Source organism: Baaleninema sp., from assembly GCF_049974805.1.
Lineage (GTDB): Bacteria > Cyanobacteriota > Cyanobacteriia > Cyanobacteriales > Geitlerinemataceae > Baaleninema.
Genome location: NZ_JBNGCO010000023.1, coordinates 22,633 through 40,235, shown reverse-complemented (window position 1 = coordinate 40,235; position 17,603 = coordinate 22,633). Strand labels below are relative to the sequence as shown.

The 17,603-nt window shown below is 55.4% G+C and carries 20 protein-coding genes; 9 read left to right on the top strand and 11 right to left on the bottom strand.

What is annotated here, in order from left to right; translation table 11 throughout:
- Nucleotides 1-122: 122 nt before the first annotated feature.
- The 4 genes from ACP5D4_RS06870 to ACP5D4_RS06855 form a co-directional block, all read right to left on the bottom strand.
- Entirely contained in the window at nucleotides 123-419 is a 297-nt protein-coding gene (locus tag ACP5D4_RS06870; RefSeq protein WP_428010884.1) for a hypothetical protein, read from the bottom strand.
- A 236-nt stretch (nucleotides 420-655) separates the two neighbouring features.
- Nucleotides 656-1,327 (bottom strand): glutathione S-transferase family protein, encoded by a 672-nt coding sequence (locus ACP5D4_RS06865; protein ID WP_428010883.1) that lies wholly within the window; start codon nucleotides 1,325-1,327, stop codon nucleotides 656-658.
- Between the two features lie 120 nt (nucleotides 1,328-1,447).
- Nucleotides 1,448-1,732, bottom strand: a complete 285-nt coding sequence (locus ACP5D4_RS06860; RefSeq protein WP_428010882.1) for a hypothetical protein — start codon at nucleotides 1,730-1,732, stop codon at nucleotides 1,448-1,450.
- Between the two features lie 111 nt (nucleotides 1,733-1,843).
- Complete coding sequence (locus tag ACP5D4_RS06855) at nucleotides 1,844-2,002, bottom strand: hypothetical protein (RefSeq protein WP_428010881.1); 159 nt, start codon at nucleotides 2,000-2,002, stop codon at nucleotides 1,844-1,846.
- A gap of 28 nt (nucleotides 2,003-2,030) precedes the next feature.
- Here ACP5D4_RS06855 and ACP5D4_RS06850 point away from each other — a divergent pair, with 28 nt between their 5' ends.
- From ACP5D4_RS06850 to ACP5D4_RS06840, 3 genes are all read left to right on the top strand, one after another.
- Nucleotides 2,031-2,555 carry a hypothetical protein gene (locus ACP5D4_RS06850; RefSeq protein ID WP_428010880.1) on the top strand — a complete coding sequence of 175 codons (525 nt, stop codon included), beginning with the start codon at nucleotides 2,031-2,033 and terminating at the stop codon, nucleotides 2,553-2,555.
- Nucleotides 2,556-2,611: 56 nt separating this feature from the next.
- Nucleotides 2,612-4,522, top strand: a complete 1,911-nt coding sequence (locus ACP5D4_RS06845) for a peptidoglycan D,D-transpeptidase FtsI family protein (RefSeq protein WP_428010879.1) — start codon at nucleotides 2,612-2,614, stop codon at nucleotides 4,520-4,522.
- A gap of 174 nt (nucleotides 4,523-4,696) precedes the next feature.
- The gene (locus ACP5D4_RS06840) at nucleotides 4,697-5,164 is read left to right on the top strand and encodes a DNA phosphorothioation-associated protein 4 (RefSeq protein WP_428010878.1); all 468 of its coding nucleotides are present in this window, start codon (nucleotides 4,697-4,699) and stop codon (nucleotides 5,162-5,164) included.
- Between the two features lie 136 nt (nucleotides 5,165-5,300).
- Here the strand turns inward: ACP5D4_RS06840 and ACP5D4_RS06835 are convergent, their stop codons facing one another.
- Nucleotides 5,301-6,317, bottom strand: a complete 1,017-nt coding sequence (locus ACP5D4_RS06835; protein ID WP_428010877.1) for a type I glyceraldehyde-3-phosphate dehydrogenase — start codon at nucleotides 6,315-6,317, stop codon at nucleotides 5,301-5,303.
- A gap of 940 nt (nucleotides 6,318-7,257) precedes the next feature.
- A complete protein-coding gene (gene nadD / locus ACP5D4_RS06830) occupies nucleotides 7,258-7,902 on the bottom strand; it encodes a nicotinate (nicotinamide) nucleotide adenylyltransferase (protein ID WP_428010876.1) in 645 nt (214 codons plus the stop codon).
- A gap of 278 nt (nucleotides 7,903-8,180) precedes the next feature.
- Here nadD and murC point away from each other — a divergent pair, with 278 nt between their 5' ends.
- From murC to ACP5D4_RS06810, 4 genes are all read left to right on the top strand, one after another.
- Nucleotides 8,181-9,713, top strand: a complete 1,533-nt coding sequence (murC, locus tag ACP5D4_RS06825) for a UDP-N-acetylmuramate--L-alanine ligase (RefSeq protein ID WP_428010875.1) — start codon at nucleotides 8,181-8,183, stop codon at nucleotides 9,711-9,713.
- 42 nt (nucleotides 9,714-9,755) lie between these two features.
- Complete coding sequence (murB, locus tag ACP5D4_RS06820; protein ID WP_428010893.1) at nucleotides 9,756-10,697, top strand: UDP-N-acetylmuramate dehydrogenase; 942 nt, start codon at nucleotides 9,756-9,758, stop codon at nucleotides 10,695-10,697.
- Nucleotides 10,698-10,839: 142 nt separating this feature from the next.
- Nucleotides 10,840-11,184 carry a YbaB/EbfC family nucleoid-associated protein gene (locus tag ACP5D4_RS06815; RefSeq protein WP_428010874.1) on the top strand — a complete coding sequence of 115 codons (345 nt, stop codon included), beginning with the start codon at nucleotides 10,840-10,842 and terminating at the stop codon, nucleotides 11,182-11,184.
- Nucleotides 11,185-11,326: 142 nt separating this feature from the next.
- Nucleotides 11,327-11,803 carry a low molecular weight protein-tyrosine-phosphatase gene (locus ACP5D4_RS06810; protein ID WP_428010873.1) on the top strand — a complete coding sequence of 159 codons (477 nt, stop codon included), beginning with the start codon at nucleotides 11,327-11,329 and terminating at the stop codon, nucleotides 11,801-11,803.
- 145 nt (nucleotides 11,804-11,948) lie between these two features.
- Here ACP5D4_RS06810 and ACP5D4_RS06805 read toward each other — a convergent pair whose 3' ends face one another.
- The 3 genes from ACP5D4_RS06805 to ACP5D4_RS06795 form a co-directional block, all read right to left on the bottom strand.
- Complete coding sequence (locus ACP5D4_RS06805; protein ID WP_428010872.1) at nucleotides 11,949-12,734, bottom strand: sulfite exporter TauE/SafE family protein; 786 nt, start codon at nucleotides 12,732-12,734, stop codon at nucleotides 11,949-11,951.
- A gap of 59 nt (nucleotides 12,735-12,793) precedes the next feature.
- The gene (locus ACP5D4_RS06800) at nucleotides 12,794-13,492 is read right to left on the bottom strand and encodes an MBL fold metallo-hydrolase (protein ID WP_428010871.1); all 699 of its coding nucleotides are present in this window, start codon (nucleotides 13,490-13,492) and stop codon (nucleotides 12,794-12,796) included.
- 198 nt (nucleotides 13,493-13,690) lie between these two features.
- Nucleotides 13,691-14,089, bottom strand: coding sequence for an ArsR/SmtB family transcription factor (locus ACP5D4_RS06795; protein WP_428010870.1), 399 nt, complete (start codon nucleotides 14,087-14,089; stop codon nucleotides 13,691-13,693).
- Between the two features lie 203 nt (nucleotides 14,090-14,292).
- On the opposite strand from ACP5D4_RS06795, the gene ACP5D4_RS06790 reads away from it, so the two are divergent.
- On the top strand, nucleotides 14,293-14,511 hold the full coding sequence (locus tag ACP5D4_RS06790) for a photosystem II protein, Psb35-related (RefSeq protein ID WP_428010869.1): 219 nt from the start codon (nucleotides 14,293-14,295) through the stop codon (nucleotides 14,509-14,511).
- A gap of 259 nt (nucleotides 14,512-14,770) precedes the next feature.
- Nucleotides 14,771-15,508 carry a response regulator gene (locus ACP5D4_RS06785; RefSeq protein WP_428010868.1) on the top strand — a complete coding sequence of 246 codons (738 nt, stop codon included), beginning with the start codon at nucleotides 14,771-14,773 and terminating at the stop codon, nucleotides 15,506-15,508.
- A gap of 29 nt (nucleotides 15,509-15,537) precedes the next feature.
- Here the strand turns inward: ACP5D4_RS06785 and ACP5D4_RS06780 are convergent, their stop codons facing one another.
- Both ACP5D4_RS06780 and ACP5D4_RS06775 read right to left on the bottom strand, forming a co-directional pair.
- Entirely contained in the window at nucleotides 15,538-16,668 is a 1,131-nt protein-coding gene (locus ACP5D4_RS06780; RefSeq protein WP_428010867.1) for an AI-2E family transporter, read from the bottom strand.
- A gap of 146 nt (nucleotides 16,669-16,814) precedes the next feature.
- On the bottom strand, nucleotides 16,815-17,567 hold the full coding sequence (locus ACP5D4_RS06775; RefSeq protein WP_428010866.1) for a WecB/TagA/CpsF family glycosyltransferase: 753 nt from the start codon (nucleotides 17,565-17,567) through the stop codon (nucleotides 16,815-16,817).
- Nucleotides 17,568-17,603: the final 36 nt, after the last annotated feature.

Below are 17,603 nucleotides of genomic sequence, written 5' to 3'. Positions count from 1 at the left end.
TGCGGGAAACTATACCTGGAATCTTTACGGTTTGGAGCTAAGGATTCAGGATTTAAGATAGCGCATCTTGAAACAAATCTTTACGTTTTGCGGCGATCGCTCGATCGCGCTGTCGGAAACCCTCAAAGCGGTGTCACAGTGCGAATCAGTTTCAGCAGTCGCAGCAGAAAAAGGTTATATCGCACGTCCGAACTCAGTTGTGGCGGCTGGTTGGGCTGTTGGAGTTCCGCTTGCAGTTGGGCGTACTCGGCGGGGGTCAGCGGTTCTCCGTCAATGGGCGATCGCGCCTCGAGTACGATTTCCGTTCGCAGGATTTCTTCGGGGGGATCGTCGGCTGGCGGTAGGGCCCGGGCGATCGCACTCCACGACAGGATCGCGGTGGCGATCGACATTCCCCAACAAACGGTTAATTGCTTCATGGATTGGCTTGTGGGTTGCAACGAGTGAAACCGCCACCCCTCGAACTCACTCGATCGCCTCTCTTGGGTCTTGACAAAATAACACAAATATAGTAAATGGAAATTTGACAGCTCGAGAGAAGGCGTCGAAGTGATGGAGGTCGGTCGGTCTCGGCTTCGTCGCCAGTCTACTGGATTTGGGGAGGGATTCAAGTTTTTTCGAGTCGCGATCGGTCTGTCGAACCCTGTTTTTTGAATTAGTCCAATCCGGGGGGGAGCGCCTCGCCGCACTGGTGATGAACGGCGGCGAGGCGATCGAACAGCCAGGGATAATTGTGGCGATAGTGGGGAATCAACGCCAGGGGACTGAGTAAGCCGGCCGCCGCTAAATCCGCAACGCTGAGGCGATCGCCTACCAGATAAGGACGCTCTTGCCAACGACTTTCCAGATAGGACAAGGCTAAATTGAGGCGATCGCGGGCCAGTGCCACCGCCGCCGGAGTAATGGAATACTGAAACCGCACCACGCGCACCAGCAGTTGACTGAACCAAGAGGAATCGATGGATTGACCTTCCCCAGCCCGAAAATCGTAGTAAACAAAGCGCGTCGCTGTGCCGATGCTCTCATCGAACCAATCTTCTAGCATCCAGGCTTGGCGGTTGAGATCCGCATCGTCAAACGTCAAGGGCGGATCGGGATAGCGAATTTCCAAAAATTTTAAGATTTGCGTCGAGTCGCCGATGGCTTCTGGGGCGTCAGGCAACTGGGGCAGTAACGTGGGAACGGTGGTTAACCCCGTCAGCGGCTTGAGCTTGAAAGCGTGAGCGCCGGGGGTTAAATTTTCCACCCCGTAGTCGAGGCCCTTGTAACCTAACGCCAAGCGGAGTTTCCGGCAGTAGTGAGAGGTACTGAATTGCAGTAACTGCATGAAGGCGCGGCCAGGGAAGAACGTGCGAGGAACAAACGAAGACGCCTGTTGCGCTGGCAGTTATCCCAAACGCAACAGAGACGCCGACTTAGGAGCGATCGTAAAGGTCGATCGTGAGGGTTATTCGCCGGCCGGGGTTTCTTCCGTCATGCCTTCTTCGGCAGGAGCTTCCTCTTCCGTCATGTCCTCTTCCGTCATGCCTTCTTCGGCAGGAGCTTCCTCTTCCGTCATGCCTTCTTCGGCAGGAGCTTCCTCTTCCGTCATGCCCTCTTCCGTTTCGGCGGGGGTTTCGGTGGTGGTGTCATCAGTGGCATCCGGTGCCGTGGTGTCGCCGCCGCTGGCGCAAGCGCCGAGAGTTAACGTCATGCCGAGGAGAACAGCCGTGCTGAGCGCTTTAAATTTCATGGTTATACCTCTGTCGGTGAAACACAAGTGAGATGGTTTACGGGAAACCGCGATCTTGTACGCGATATTGTAATTTAACCTAAACTTAACTCAAAAACTTAACTCAAAAAATTAACACAGTCGCAGACGACTCGATTCCACCAGGGAGGGCAGATCCTTGTAGGAAGCGGAAACCTGAGTGCTAGGATGGGGAAGACTTCGATCGAGTCCGAAACGTCGCTGAAAACCCGTCGATTCAACGAAGATTCCGTTGCGATCGCCGGCTTTCACTTATTTTTCTCTCGTCTTGGTGGTGTTTATGACTTACGCACTTCGTTCTGCGTCTGTAGCGTCCGAGCGTCCGTCTGCCCGGTCTTCTCGGGTCGCTTCCCTCGATGCCGCCCGTCAAGTTCAGCGATCGCGCCGCCGTCGGTCGAGTGTAGCTGAGGCGGCCGCTTCTCGGGTCGTTCCCCTACAACCGAAAACACCCGCCGTCTCCGAAGAAGTACGCGGTTTAGCACGCCTGCGGCGTGTCACGGCGGCTCTCAGTGCGACCCTGGCCGCAACCACCTTAGCCGTATACGGCAGTACGGTATACGCCCAACATCGTTGGAATCAAGCCTCCAGCGACCTCGATCGCCTACGGGAAGACGAACGCCAACTGACGATCGCCACCGAAGCCTTGCGACAGCAGGTCTTGGAACTGGCCGCCTCAGAAAACACGGGACTCGACGCTTCGATCTCCGACCGGGCTGTCTACCTCGACCCCGCGCCGCCGCGCCCCCCAGCGCCCGCCACCACGCCCGCCTCCGAGCCGTCGGTTCCCTTTCCCAGTGCCTATTAGAGCGCCGAGAGGGCAGGAAAAAGAGAGAAAAAATGCTTGACTGAGGAATTTTGCCGATGAGCGATCGCGTCTCGAAATCGTCCCGCCTCAAATCTCGCCTCGGACGCTCTCCCGTCAAGCCGGGGCGAGCGATCGAGCCGCCACGTCTCCGCCACCCTCCCCAACCCTCGGCCGGTCTGACCTCTGGAGACCTGCCCCCCTGGATTCGTCGCCTGCTGGAATTCCAGATGATTCGCGACGCCGTGGCTACCCCCTCTCATCGACGGGTGACGGTGGTGTGGGCGTTACTCGTCCTGGCGGGTTTGGGACTGACCCTCAACTTGCTGGGCTTACAGATGTTTCAAGCCTCGACCCTCAAAACCCTGGCCGGACAACAGCAACAGCGACCGCAAGCCAACTTCATTCCTCGCCGCACCATCGTCGATCGACAGGGAAACGCCCTCGCCATCGATCGCCCGGTCTATACCCTTTACGCTCACCCTCAACTCTTCGATGTAGACTCCTCCGAGGTGGCGCGATCGCTCTCCCCCCTATTGGGGCAAGCACCCCCCAACCTCGAAGCCGTGCTGGGCCGCGCCAGCAGCGGGGTGCGAGTGGCGGACTTTCTCTCGCAAGCCACCGCCACCCGCGTGGCCGATTTGGGTTGGGACGGATTAGAACTGGTGCGACACGCCGCCCGCCTGTATCCCCAAAACGAACTGGCCGCCGCTGTCGTCGGCTACGTCAACTTCGACGGAGAAGGCCAAGCTGGCGTCGAATACAGCCAACGAGAACGCCTGCAACGGCCCTTCGATGTGGTGGGAGATACCCCCGACGAAAACGGCATTCTCGATCGCAGCGCAGCCCCCTTCGTGCGACTCGACGACTTACAGTTACAACTGACCCTCGACCTGCGCTTGCAACGATCTGTCCGTCAAGCCTTGGTCGCCCAAATGGAACAGTTCTCCGCCAAACAGGGAACCGCCATCGTCATGGACGCTCGAGACGGCTCGCTGTTGTCTTTGGTGTCCGAACCCTCTTACGACCCCAACAAATACTACGAAACGCCGGTGGAGCGATTTAAGAATTGGGCGTTGAGCGACTTGTACGAGCCGGGTTCCACTTTCAAACCCATTAACGTCGCGATCGCGCTCGAAGCCGATGCCATTCGCCCGACGGATACCTTTGACGACCCGGGACAAATTTTTATCGACGGTTGGGAAATCGCCAACTACGATTACGAAATCGCGGGAGGACGGGGGCAGGTCAGCGTCACGGATATTTTGCGAGATTCGAGTAATGTCGGCATGGTTCGCATCGTTCAGCAAATGGCCGCTTCGGACTATTACGACTGGCTCGATCGCATTCAACTCGGACAACCGACTGATATCGATTTACCCTTTGAAGTCTCGGGTCAGATCAAATCCCGAGAACAGTTCGTGGCCTCTCCCGTGGAAGCGGCAACCGCCTCCTTCGGACAAGGGTTTGCGATTACGCCGATTCAGTTGGTGAAGTTATACGGCGCTCTCGCCAACCACGGCTATCTAGTGACGCCTCACGTGGTACGGGGGTTGAGCGATTCCCAAGGGAACCTTCAAAAACCCATGGCGCAGCCGAAACCCCAACGCATCTTTTCCCGCGAAACTGTGCGATCGGTCTTGGCCATGATGGAAGAAGTCGTCGAAGCTGGAACCGGTCAAAACGCTAAAATTCCCGGCTATCGCATTTCGGGAAAAACGGGGACGGCTCAGAAAAGCCGTCAAGACGGCGGGGGATATTCGGAATCGGCAGTGGTGGCCAGTTTCGTGGCCGTGTTTCCGACGGACGATCCCCGGTACGTCGTGTTTGTGGCGTTAGACGAACCCAACGGCGGCACCGGTGGCGTAGCGGCGGCACCGGTGGCGAAGGCCGCGATGGAAACGACGATCGCGATCGAGGGCATTCCGCCGAGCGATCGTTCCGGAGGTGATGATGAGATGATGAGATGATGAGATGATGAGATGAGGGGATGGAGCCAAAGTCCGATCTGTTATCTGACCGGTGAACTGTTGCCCGCCACGGTTGGCTGTTTGCGGTAAAAGGGCAGATGGAGAGATGTCACCTCATCACCTCAGCTTATCGTCACCTCAAATTCGTGAAAGCCAAAGGAGACAATTCAAACGATGGTGCATCGCGTTCGCGTCGCCAAGGACAAATCGGAATTCGTGCGCGGATTGGTGGGAAACGAAACCGATGGCGCCTCGCCGTTTCAAACCTATGCGGATTTGTTGGCGTTTGCGGCGGCGTTGGGGATGAAACGACAGCAGAAATCTCCGGTACGGGAGGTGTCGAACCGAGAACCGGCGCCGATCGCTTTAGAGATTTTCCTGTCGCGAGGGTACGATCGCCTGTTTAATTTGTTAACTGCGGTGGAAACTCGCGATCCTGCCCTCTTGTCTCCGACGAACGCGGAGGCTCGCGCGGCTCGAGTCGCGTTGTTTGAAGAGTACGCCAACGGGGGCTTGGAAATTCTACAGGCGGAATTGCGAGGGGCGATCGATTACGGGGAACGCCTACTGTTAATCATGTTGATGGAACGTCACACCGAAGATCCCCACAGCAGCGGTTTCGATTTACAACAGTTCGCGTAGTTCCCGTGAGAGAGTCCGACTTCCCACCGCGACGATTCGTCGAATTTCCCCAAAAAAAGATCGATCGACAGTTTCAAAAAACCGTCGATCGATACCCAGACTATGGAGTCAGACGAGAAACAGGTCTCGCTCGGACTTATTCAGCCCATTTTTGAGCCGTCAGTTCGGCCAAGTCCACCACGCGCTGGCTGTAACCCCATTCGTTGTCATACCAAGCCACGACTTTCACCAAATCGCCATCCATCACCAGCGTCAAGCTCGAGTCTACGATAGACGATTCGTTAGTCCCGCGATAGTCACAGGAGACGAGAGGTTCGTCGCTGTAACCCAAGATGCCTTTCATGTAGCCGTTAGCGGCTTCGTGAATCACCTCGTTAACCTGTTCGGTGAAGGTTTTCTTCTCCACCTGAGCCACGAAGTCCACCACCGAGACGTTGGGAGTGGGAACCCGCAGGGCGATACCGTTGAGTTTGCCTTTCATTTCCGGAATCACCAGTGCCACAGCTTTCGCTGCACCCGTGGAAGTCGGAACGATGTTGAGCGCAGCCGCCCGAGCGCGGCGAACGTCGCGGTGGCTGGCATCGAGTAACCGTTGGTCGCCCGTGTAGCTGTGGGTGGTGGTCATCGTGCCTTTGATGATGCCGAAGCTATCGTTAAGCACTTTCACCACCGGGGCGAGACAGTTGGTCGTGCAACTGGCGTTACTGACGACCTTGTAATCTTCGTGCTTGTAGGTTTCGTGGTTGACGCCCATCACGTAAGTACCGATGTCGCCGCCTTTTCCGGGCGCCGTAATCAGCACTTTCTTCGCACCGGCTTGTAAGTGTTTCGAGGCACCTTCTTCAGTGACGAAAACACCCGTCGATTCCACCACGAGATCGACTCCCCACTCTTTCCAGGGCAGGTTCAGGGGGTTGCGATCGCTGACGCACTTGATCGTTTTGCCGTTGACGGTGATGGAATTACTATCGGCACTGACCTCAGCATCCAACTTACCCAGCATCGAGTCATACTTGAGTAAGTGAGCGTTGGTTTTCGGGTCGGACGTATCGTTGACGCCGACGACTTCTAATTGGCTGTTTTCTCTGGTTAGCCAGCAACGCAAAAAGTTGCGTCCGATGCGTCCAAAACCGTTAATTGCGACTCTAATCACCTTTTTACCTCCTAACAGCTTTTCGCCCGCGCTCCGTGACGGGCGCAACCCTTGGTTTGACTCGTTTGATGTCGGTTTTTTAACTTGCCCAACTCAGGGTGGGTTAGTCCCTCAAGGAACTTACCACACTTAGCGGTCGCCGACAGTCTGTCGGACGCCTGCGTGTGATCGGGCAAGCCTTGCCCTGGGTATTGGGATTACCTAAACGGACGTCCTCTTCACGCGAACCGGCGGAACGATTCCGCCAGCGAGATGAGGTTTCTGTTTCAGCGAGCGCCGCGACGGCGATCGAGTTTCCCGATCGCGTCGGGTCGCGTGCGGCTCTCCACAGACTTTTGAGGCCGACCGGCCTCGGTTCCGCCGTGTCCCGACGTACCTTGAGAACTTCATTCACACTCAGTTCTCGGGGGAAGCGAGCGGCAAAACGGGTTTCTAACGAACACCGAAGTCCGAACGCACTCGCCTTGACGCTTCAACGTTTTAACCACAGGAGCTTTTCCCTGTGGAACCCGCCGAACGCTGAGTTTTCAAGGAACGGCTAACTCCCAAAACATGGGGGACTTTGAGGAGTTTTAACGATCTCTGCCGGGAAATTTCGATCGCGACCTGAAGAGGGGATCGAGTGTCTACACGCCCCGATTGACGAATGACGAGTCACAGTCTGCGCTCGATCGCTCGCCAGCCTTGCGGCGTTCGAGTTTCCGAACCCTTTTCGGTCGGGGACGGTAGTGCCTCTCATCATATCGCAAAGACCGTCCGTTTCTCGATCGCTTCTCGGAGAATCTGTTGGCAACCCTCGGAAAAAAACTCGCGCGGTAGCGAAGGTTTTCCGAGGCGAGCGACGGGGGTGCGATCGCGGTTTTGTCGATCGAACGCCAACGCGATCGCCTGCCGAACCGATCGGGGATCGTCGAAATCTTACCTCGTTTGCCGGAGTTTTCTACGGCGAATCTTCGTAGAGGCGGAATTTTTTGAGGTAATCTGCCACGGAGGAGGGGACTGAATCTTCGAGAGTTTTCCCGCGACGACAGGCGCGGCGCACGTCGCTCGAGGAAATCGGCAGCGGCGTCCAATCCAAGGGATGCCAGCGCCAGTTCAACTGTCGCTGTTGCAACTGTCGCGCCACGGCTTCGGCTCTTTCGGCGCCCGCATCCGGGGCGCGGGGGGCGACAATCCACTCGCACCGTCGCACGAGGATTTCGATCCCCACCCAACGGGGCAAAAACTGCACGGCATCGCTCCCGACGATCCAATACCATCGTTCGGCACGATATCGCTGTTGTAACGCCTCTAAGGTATCGATGGCAAAAGAGGGACCCGAACGCTCCCCTTCCACGGCCGAAACCCGGAATTCTGACCTCGGTCCGATGGCGATCTCCACCATTTCCAGGCGTCGCCAAAAGGGAGCCACGACGCGATCGCCTTTATGGGGCGGACGGTACGTCGGTACCCACACCACCGCCTCGAGATCGAACTGTTGGCGGGCGGCTTCAACCAATGCCAGATGGCCACAATGGACGGGATCGAAAGTACCGCCGAAGACAGCCAACTTTCCGAAGTGACTCCCTGCTAAATTCCCTGCCAAATCCCCTCTCAAATGCCTTCTCAAATGCCTTCTCAAAATCCGTAGCAGGCGATCGCGCCCTATCGAACTGGCAGTCTCGACCGCCTCAAACGGGTATCTGGCGATCGAATGCGAACCCCTTGCGATAAACTTAATCGCGATAAACCTCGCGATAAACTAACGGAGTGTTATCTCCCCAGAGACAACCCGCGATGTTTAACTCAAGTTGTATCGGAAAATAACAATACCTGATATGATATCGCGTGTTATCGGTACGGTGTGGTGTGTTAGGAGCGAAAATGCCGAATTCTGTTGATTTCAGCGGCAAGCCATTTCATTTCATCGGAATTGGTGGAATTGGAATGTCAGCCCTGGCATATATCTTAGCGAAGCGCCAGCTTCCCGTTTACGGTTCGGATTTAAAATCCAATTCCCATACCCAACGATTGCAACAGCTTGGCGCTCATATTTTCTGGGAACAAAACGCCAGTAACCTAGAATTTTTTCACGAAAATCTTCGATCCGATCGCCCTCGACGGGTCTCTTCCACCGATCGCACCCACCTGAACGGTCGAGGACAGCAGCCAGATCGCTCGCTTCCCCAAGTCATCTGTTCGACCGCCATTGACGCCACGAACGCCGAATATCGGGCAGCCCTAGACCTCGGTTGTCCGATTTTTCATCGTTCGGACGTTTTGGCGGCCTTGATTCGCGACTACAAAAGTATCGCCGTCGCCGGAACCCACGGAAAAACCACCACCAGCAGCATGGTGGGCTTTCTCCTCCTCCACGCCGGTCTCGACCCCACCATCGTCGTGGGAGGCGACGTCAAAGCTTGGGAAGGCAACGCCCGTCTCGGTCTCGGAGACTATCTCGTGGCGGAAGCCGACGAATCGGATGGCTCTCTGGTGAAGTTCGACGCGGCTATCGGCATCGTCACCAACATCGAACTCGACCACCCCGACCACTATCAAAGTCTCGATGAAGTGACGCAAATTTTTCGGCAGTTCGCCGATCGCTGTCGCCTCACCATCGGCTGCATCGACTGTGAGGTGGTGCGCGATCGCATCGCTCCCGATCTCACCTACAGCCTCGATCCGACGGCTGAGGCGGATTACTGTGCCGATCGCGTGACCTTTTCGGCCAACGGCGCCAGCGCCCGCGTCTGGGAACGGGGCGAGATTCTCGGCACTCTCGAATTAAAACTTCTCGGACGACACAACCTCAGCAACGCCCTGGCCGCCGTGGCGGTAGGACGCCATCTCGGCCTCGACTTCGAGACCATCGCCAGCGCCCTCAAACAGTTTGAAGGGGCCCGCCGTCGGTTCGAGTTGCGCGGTATCGCCGATGGAATTCGCTTTATAGACGACTACGCGCACCACCCCAGCGAAATTCAAGCCACCCTCTCGGCGGCGCGATTGCAAGCCAAGGGCAACCCCGAGGAAATTCGCCGCGTCGTGGCCGTCTTCCAACCTCACCGCTACAGCCGCACCCAAACGTTTTTGACGGAATTTGCCCAGTCCTTCTCGGATGCAGATGTAGTGGTGGTCAGCGATGTTTACAGCGCCGGAGAAGCACCGTTCGATCGCACGATTTCGCGACGTCTGGCCGACGCGATCGCCCAACAGCATCAATGTGTCTACTACCGCCCCAAACTCCCCGAGTTAGCTGATTTTCTCGGCGATCTCCTCGAAACTGGAGACTTAGCGTTATTCTTAGGGGCAGGCGATCTCAACCAAATCGTGCCTCGCGTGATGGAAGAGCGCCGCCAAGTCGAACGCGATCGCCCGTCGGTGGAGGTGCGTTCGGCGCCGTCGTACCGTATATCCTGAACGATCGTGACGTTTTCTCAACCCAGATCCTCCCCTATCGTCATGACGGACGATCTCGATCGATCTCCGATTCGCATCTTGGGAACGGAATCCCCCGTTTACCGCCAAGTTCCCTTGGCGCGAATGACGACCCTGCGCGTCGGCGGCCCCGCTCAGTGGTACGTGACGCCCCGCCACCTCGACGACTTACACGCCGCTGTCAGTTGGGCTAATTCGGAAGGTTTCCCCATCACGCTGTTAGGTGCCGGGTCGAACCTCCTCATCGGCGATAAAGGCGTTCCCGGCCTCGTCGTCTGTACCCGCTATCTCCGCGAAACCACTTTCGCTGAAGACGGACGGGTACGCGTCGCCGCCGGAGTCCCCCTCCCGAAACTGGCTTGGCAAATCGCCGATCGCGGCTGGAGTGGCTTTGAGTGGGCGGTGGGGATTCCGGGAACCGTCGGCGGTGCAGTGGTGATGAACGCCGGCGCTCACCGCAATTGTACGGCGGACGTGGTGGAAAGGGTCGAGGTGTTGTCCCCCGGCGGATCTTTGGAAACTCTCTCCTCGGGCGATTTACAGTACAGTTACCGCCACTCGGTACTCCAGGGGAGCGATCGCACTGTCGTCAGCGCCACCTTCACCCTGGAAGTGGGAGACGACCCCCAACAGGTCAAAACTCGCACGGAAACTCACCTCAAGCAACGTCACGCCAGCCAACCCTATCACCGGCCCAGTTGCGGTAGCGTTTTCCGCAATCCCACCCCTCAAGCGGCGGGATGGCTGATCGAACAGTCGGGATTGAAAGGATATTCCGTCGGCGGCGCCTGCGTCGCGCGAGAACACGCCAATTTTATTCTCAACTGCGGACAAGCTAGCGCCGATGATGTGGTGTCCGTCATCCGTCACGTGCGCCAAACGGTGTTCGATCGCTGGAACGTTTGGCTCGAACCCGAGGTGAAGTTTCTCGGAGAGTTTTCTCGCTCCTTGGAGGATCTTTGGTGAGAAAGACGTTGAGGTGTAAAAATAGGGAGACGTATACGGTCTAAGGTCGTACTGGAGTTGAACTGGCGTTGTCAATTCAACCTGTAAACTGACTGGCCGCTCGACTCGTCAATCGACCTGCAAATCAACTCGTAAATTAGTTATGGCAAAGGGACAAGGTTTTGGTTTCGGTCTCGGCAAAATGAAAGAACTGGCCGAGGCGTTCAAAAAAGCTCAGGAAGTCCAAGAAGGAGCGAAAAAGTTACAGGAAGACCTCGATAACATGGAAATCGAGGGACAAGCTGGGGGCGGTTTGGTGAAAGTTGTCTTAAGTGGAAACCAGGAACCCCGTCGGGCCGAAATCTCGGAAGATGCCCTCGGTGAAGGGGCGGAAGTGGTCTCGAAACTGGTGACGGAGGCCATGCAAGACGCCTATCAAAAATCGACGGCCACTATGCGCGAAAAAATGGAAGAACTGACGGGCGGATTAAACTTACCGGGCGTTTAATTTTTTCTGGCAGTTTTGTCTAAATTCGAGCCTGCACGTGCAGGCTTGTTTGTTTTCAGGCTGGATTTGAAAAGTTGGCGAAACGACCGCTGACTCGCTCAGCATCAACAGTTGGTTGGAAGGTTTGTTTTAAGGCGTCACTATGGCTTATCGATTGCTGTTCGTCTGTTTGGGGAATATTTGCCGCTCTCCGTCGGCGGAAAATATCATGCGCTACGCCATCGAACAGGCAGGTTTGACGGGGAAAATTAGCTGCGATTCGGCGGGAACGTCTAACTATCACATCGGCAGTCCGCCGGATGCCCGAATGCGGAAAGCGGCGAAAAAACGAGGTATCGCCCTCGTCGGACGCGCCCGCCAGTTTGTGGAAGAGGATTTCGCTCGCTTCGATCGCATTCTGGCCATGGATTTGGAAAATTACCGCGATATCCTGGCTCTCGATCGCGCGGGCGTTTACGAGGATAAAGTCTATTTAATGTGCGATTTTTGCCGCAATTACGACGTTAAAGAAGTTCCCGATCCTTATTACGGCGGTTCGGAAGGATTCGATTTCGTTATCGATTTACTCCTCGACGCCTGCGAAGGACTCCTCGAGGAGATTCGCCCGCATTTGGATTAGAGGGGGAGAGGGGGAGGAGTCGGTGCGTGATGATTTCTCAGTCTCAGGTTTCTCCGTCTGAGGATCGACACCTGATTTTTTTAGTCACGCACCCTACCCCTGTTCGCTGTTCCCCGTTCCCGATCGATTATCAATTCTCACCGGATTAGGGATTTAACAGGGTAAATACGGCGACGGCGAAAACGAAATAGCCAAAGCTTTTTTGTAGGTGTTTGGCGTCGATCGCTTGGGCGAGATAGCCGCCGAGAAGCGTTCCCACGGTGGCGGCAACGGCGAACGATATCGTTAACTGCCAGTCGAGACTGACTTGGTTGGCGTACCCGAAAAAGCCACTGGCGGAGTTGATGGCAATCAACAGTAACGAGGTGCCGATGGCTTCTTTCATCGGAACGCCCGCTAACAAAACCAGGGCGGGAACGATGGCAAATCCGCCCCCGACGCCGACGAATCCCGTCAGAACGCCGACGAACGCTCCGATAATGGGTAAAATCGCCATTTTGAAGGGGTTGGAGTCGTCGAGATCTGCCCTCTGCGATCGCGTGCGATGGCTTTTGCGAATCGTTAAGAGACTCACCAACAACATCATTGTCCCGAAACTCACCAGTTGTACGGTGTCGGTGACGAACGGTAAAGCTGCCATTTGCGCCCCGCCGTAAGCCCCCATCATGGCAAAGGGAGCAAAGGTGAAGGCGACTTTCAAGTTGACCTGCTGCTGTTGCCAGTGGGGAATCAAACCGATGAGACTGACGAGGCCGACGACGAACAAACTTGTGGCGATGGCGGTTTTCGTCGGTAAACTCATGACGTAGACGAGGATGGGAACGGCCAAAATCGAGCCGCCTCCGCCCAGGAGTCCCAAACTTAAGCCGATGGCAACGGCGAGTAAATGTCCGATCGCCCAGGTCAGGCTAAAGGGGGCGAGAATTTCCATGGATGCTCTTGAAAAATTGGCTTAAACGGTCTTGGAAAAATGTCTTGAAGGCGGTTGGGCTATGGGGTCTCGCTGAGGCAGCCACATTGAGCGTTGGCGGGGAGGGCTTCGGCGATGCGTTGCGGATGGGGAAGGTTGAGATTCGCCATCAGTTCGATAAAGTCCGATCGATCTCGACGGGCTAGGCGAGGGTTGAAGCGTTTTTCTTCGCCGATGGTGGAAACGGTATATCCTCGGTAGTCGTGACCGGGATAGACGAGGGTTTCGTCGGGGAGTGCAAACAACCGTTGGCTAATGCTGTCGTAGAGGGTTCCCGCGTCGCCGCTTTGGAAGTCCGTCCGGCCGCATCCTCGAATTAACAGGGAATCTCCTGTCAAGACGCGATCGCGGTTGACGAGATACGCCATGTGACTGTCGGTATGTCCCCAGGTGGCGATCGCACGCACCGGAATTTCGCCGATTTGCAAGACTTCCCCATCTTGTAAAACCCGATCGGCGCAGGTGGCCGGGGCCTTTTCGGGGATGACGGTTTGACATCCGGTTAGTTCTCGCAGTTTCCCCCCTCCGGTTACGTGGTCGGCGTGAAGGTGAGTTTCGATGGCGTATTCTAGGGTCAACCCCAGTTCTTCGATGAGGCGGCGATCGCGATCGACTCGTGCCAAAACCGGATCGATTAAGGCTGCCTCACCATTGCCTTCGTCCGCGACGAGATAGGTGTAGGTACTGGTTTCGGGATCGAAGAGTTGTCGGAAAAGCATCGTTTTCGCCCTCTGCGTGTTCGATCGAAGACTCTCCGCCCTATTTTATACAATTAATTGACTAATTAGTTATATTTTATCGATAAATGTCGATCGTGCCATCTGTCCAAACCGCGCCAGAACGTTACCTCAAACGTTCTGGCGCGGGAAATCGCGACCTTCGTTATCAATTGTCAATTATCAACGGTCAATTACAACTTATCGATCGAACGACTGCTGTAACGTTTTCAACAGTTCCACTTGTTCGCTGCGTTGCTGCATCTGTGCGGTGAGGGCTTGACAAACGAGGTTGCACAACGGAAACACTAGCGGATTGCAGATTCCGTAAAAGACGTTGACCCCTTGTTGGTTGCGGCTGACAACTCCCGCTTGACTCAATAATTTCAGATGTTTCGAGACGTTGGCTTGTCCCAAACCCGTGGCCTCGATAATTTGCGAAACGTTCTTGTCCCCAGACTTCAAACAACAGACGATGCGCAGGCGATTGACTTCCGAGAGGACTTTGAAAAAATCGGCGATGGTTTCGAGGGCTTCTGGAGAAGCATCAATCAATCCACAATCAGAGGTGGAGGGCGGAGCGGACAATCGATCGGACATAGTAACACCGAAGGGGAAACAACGCTTAAATGCTCATATTATCACAAAGTCTTAAGATTTGGCGACGTTCGCCCCGGCGTTCGGTTCGATTACGGATATTACAACCATTTTTTTGTCAAGCTCTATTTACATTGCGTAACAAAGTGTTACAATGATTAACAGATAAGAGAAAACGAAGCAAAACAGAAAGGAGAACGACAGCTATGGCATTCGTAATCGGAATTCTCGTCGTGGGTTGGGTCGCAGCTGCTCTCATCGGAACGCAAGCTTACTTCCGGGGCGAACAAAGCAAACCCATCCACGAGCGGAACTGGAACTCTGACGAGTTCGATCGCCTCGCCGAAGCCTTTACCGGAAACCAAACCGACTACAGCGATCGCACCCCCGCCTACAGCTTGGACGCTTTCGCCACCAAGAGCTAAACCCGTCCCGTGCAGCGGAAAGCGTTTGAGAATTCGATAAAGAATTCCCAAGTGAATTCAACAAATTCGAGGCCGACTCCGGAGTCGGCCTCTTTTTCGTGGAAAAACGTTGACAGATTTCAGCCCGTCCCCAAGGATAGAAACCTTAAAAACTCCGACTTGCAGGTTTTTTCAAGAGATGTGGGTACGCTAAACCTAGAAAGTTAGATTTTTCAATTCGGTTTCCGGCTTCTCTCCTTGACTTCAAGCCCCTAGCCTCATGAGTACCATCCTCGTCGTCGAAGACTCGCGCAGCCAACGGGAATGTATCGCGTACCAGCTCAAATGGAGCGGACTCGATGCGATCGCGGCTTGCGACGGGGTAGAAGCCCTCGAACGGGTGGCACAATCCCGCCCCGACGTGGTGTTAATGGATTTGGTGATGCCGAATCTCGACGGTTACGCAGCTTGTCGGTTGCTCAAAGCCAATCCCCAAACCCGCAACGTTCCGGTGGTGATGCTGACGGGAAACGCGCAAACCATCGCCTTGTACTGGAGTCTCAAACACGCTGAAGCGTATATCAGCAAACCTTGGCATCCTCGGGAACTCTTGGCGACGATCGATCGGGCGATCGCAGACTATCAGCCCTCCGAAGACAACTCCAATTCCGCCGATGCGTGGAGCGAATACGGATGGCTGTTGTTCGAGCAAGGACGACTGTACGAAAATCGACGGCAGTCCGCTACCCGTTACGGCTTAAAAGTGATGCGGCTGTACGAATTCGCCCTCGATGCTTTTGAGAACGCCTTACATTTGGCACCGGGCGATCGCTGGGCGACGCGATCGCGCCAAACTGCTGAAAAAGCGATCGAACAGTGGCGAAAAACCCTGTTACAGGCGCGTCCTTGCCAAGCCTGCGATTATTACCACGGCGGTGACGAAGTTCACTGTGCGCCGTACCCTTTCGGCCGGGAAACTCCAACTTGTACCGATTGGGAACTGTACCGCCACCCGTAGGGGGGAACGGCGTTCACCCCGATGTCTTTTCAATCCCAAGGATCGGCGATGGGTTCGGTGGGGGTCGATCGTTCCCCTGCGGCGACGGGACGGGAAATCTGACGCGGAGGACGAACCGACCAGCGATCGAGGACATCTTTAATAAAGGCTTCTTCAATCCAAGTTTTCGTCACCACCGCCAACGGAAGCGCCAAAATCAACCCCAACAGCCCCAAAAACGTCGCAAAGAAAATCTGCGCCGTTAACGTCAATGCCGGAAGCAGAGACACCTGTTTCTGCATCACCATCGGACTGAACCAGTAACTTTCGAGATTCTGAATGAGTAAATACAGAACGATGACGGCTAAGGCTTTTAGCGGCGTATCCAGTAACGCCACGGAAACGGGAAACACGACGCTCATCGTCGGCCCGATGTTGGGAATAAAGTTAAAGGCACCGGCCAAGAGGGCGTGAGCGAAAACAAATTTAACCTGTAATAGGATTAAGCCGAGGGCGCTGAGGCTGGCCACAAACAGGGAGTTGATGACGATTCCCCCCATCCAGTTGAGAAGGGATGTTTCGCAGGCGGTAAAGATTTCGTCGGCGCGACGGCGGTAAAAGGAGGGAAACAGGCGAATCGCCAGGTTGCGATAGGCGCTGGGATTGACGAGGAACATCACCGTCAGAACGACGACGAGGAGCAGTTGCAGCAAGACGGCGAGGGAGTTGGAGAAAAAGGTAAAGAAGTTTCCGAGTAAATCGCCCGCCAGCGGTCCGACTTGGCGCGTCAAATCGGTGAAGTTGGGTAAGTTGATTTCCTCGAGATTTAACCAATTGGGGGGATTTTGCAGGACGCCATCGAGCCACGCCAGAAACCGTTGCCATCCCACGGGAACCAGTTCGAGGAGTTGTTGGAACTGCTCGACAAATGGCGGAACGACGAGTCCGATGAATAAGATTCCGAACAGCAACACCAACAACAGCGACAGTAGCACCGCTTGGCCGCGATCGATCGCGATACCCCGACGATGGCCGAACCGCTGAATCCAGCGAACCAGACTGTTCAGGGCGATCGCTAACACCATCGCCGTAAACACCAGCAGCAAGACTTGACGAAACTGCCAAAGTATGGTAATCGATATGACGAAGCCGATAACGGCGATCCAATCCCCGAGTTTCACAACGTTGACTCCTGACACCAAAAAGCGATCGAACCGGCTTTGAGCGGAGTTCTCGGTTGAGAACAGCTCAAAAGCATCTATCCCAGGGGAAATTTGCAGTGTTTTGCCGTTGGAGAGCAGTGGTTTGAGCAAAAACGACGTTGCGCTTAGAATACCTTACGCTGTCCGATATCGCCCAACACCTTCAAGGCGAACTTGGGCAAGGCCAACATTCGCCGCCAGCGCCAAGGTTCTTGATAGAGGCGATAGGCCCATTCTAGATGGTTGTTTCCCATCCATTCCGGAGCGCGAGTTTTGACCCCCGCCCAAATGTCGAAACTGCCACCGACACCAATCCAGACAGCATTGGGGCAAAGATGGCGGTGTTCGACAATCCAGAGTTCCTGACGGGGAACCCCCAACCCCACTAAAACCAAATCGGGCTGTTTCTGTTGTAACTCGCGGGTTAAGTCTTGTCGTTCCTCGTCGGATAAATAGCCGTGTCGCACGCCGACGATATTTAAGTTTCGATACTCTCGTTGGAGGTTGTCGGCGGCTTGTCGAATCACCTCGGGTTTCCCGCCGTAGAAAAAGACCGATCGCGACGAGTCCAGTTGCGACAGTAGCGTTTGCGCTAGTTCGATCCCCGGATAGCGTTTGACGCGGTATCCTGACAGTTGTAAATAAAGCACGACCCCCGCCCCGTCAGGAATCGAGAGTTCCGCTTGACGGATGGCGTCAGCGAGATCGGGGTGAGTTTCAGCTTGCATCGTCATCTCTGCGTTGAGCGTGATAACGTGAGTCCCGAGATGTCGATCGAGTCGAGAACGCAACCACGCTACATAATTGGGATGTAGGTGGACGGGCATTCCCAAGACGCTAACCGTATTTAAGGCGAAAGTGTCTAAGACTTCAGACATAGCATCGAGTTTCCCAAAGGCGCGATCGCACACAGA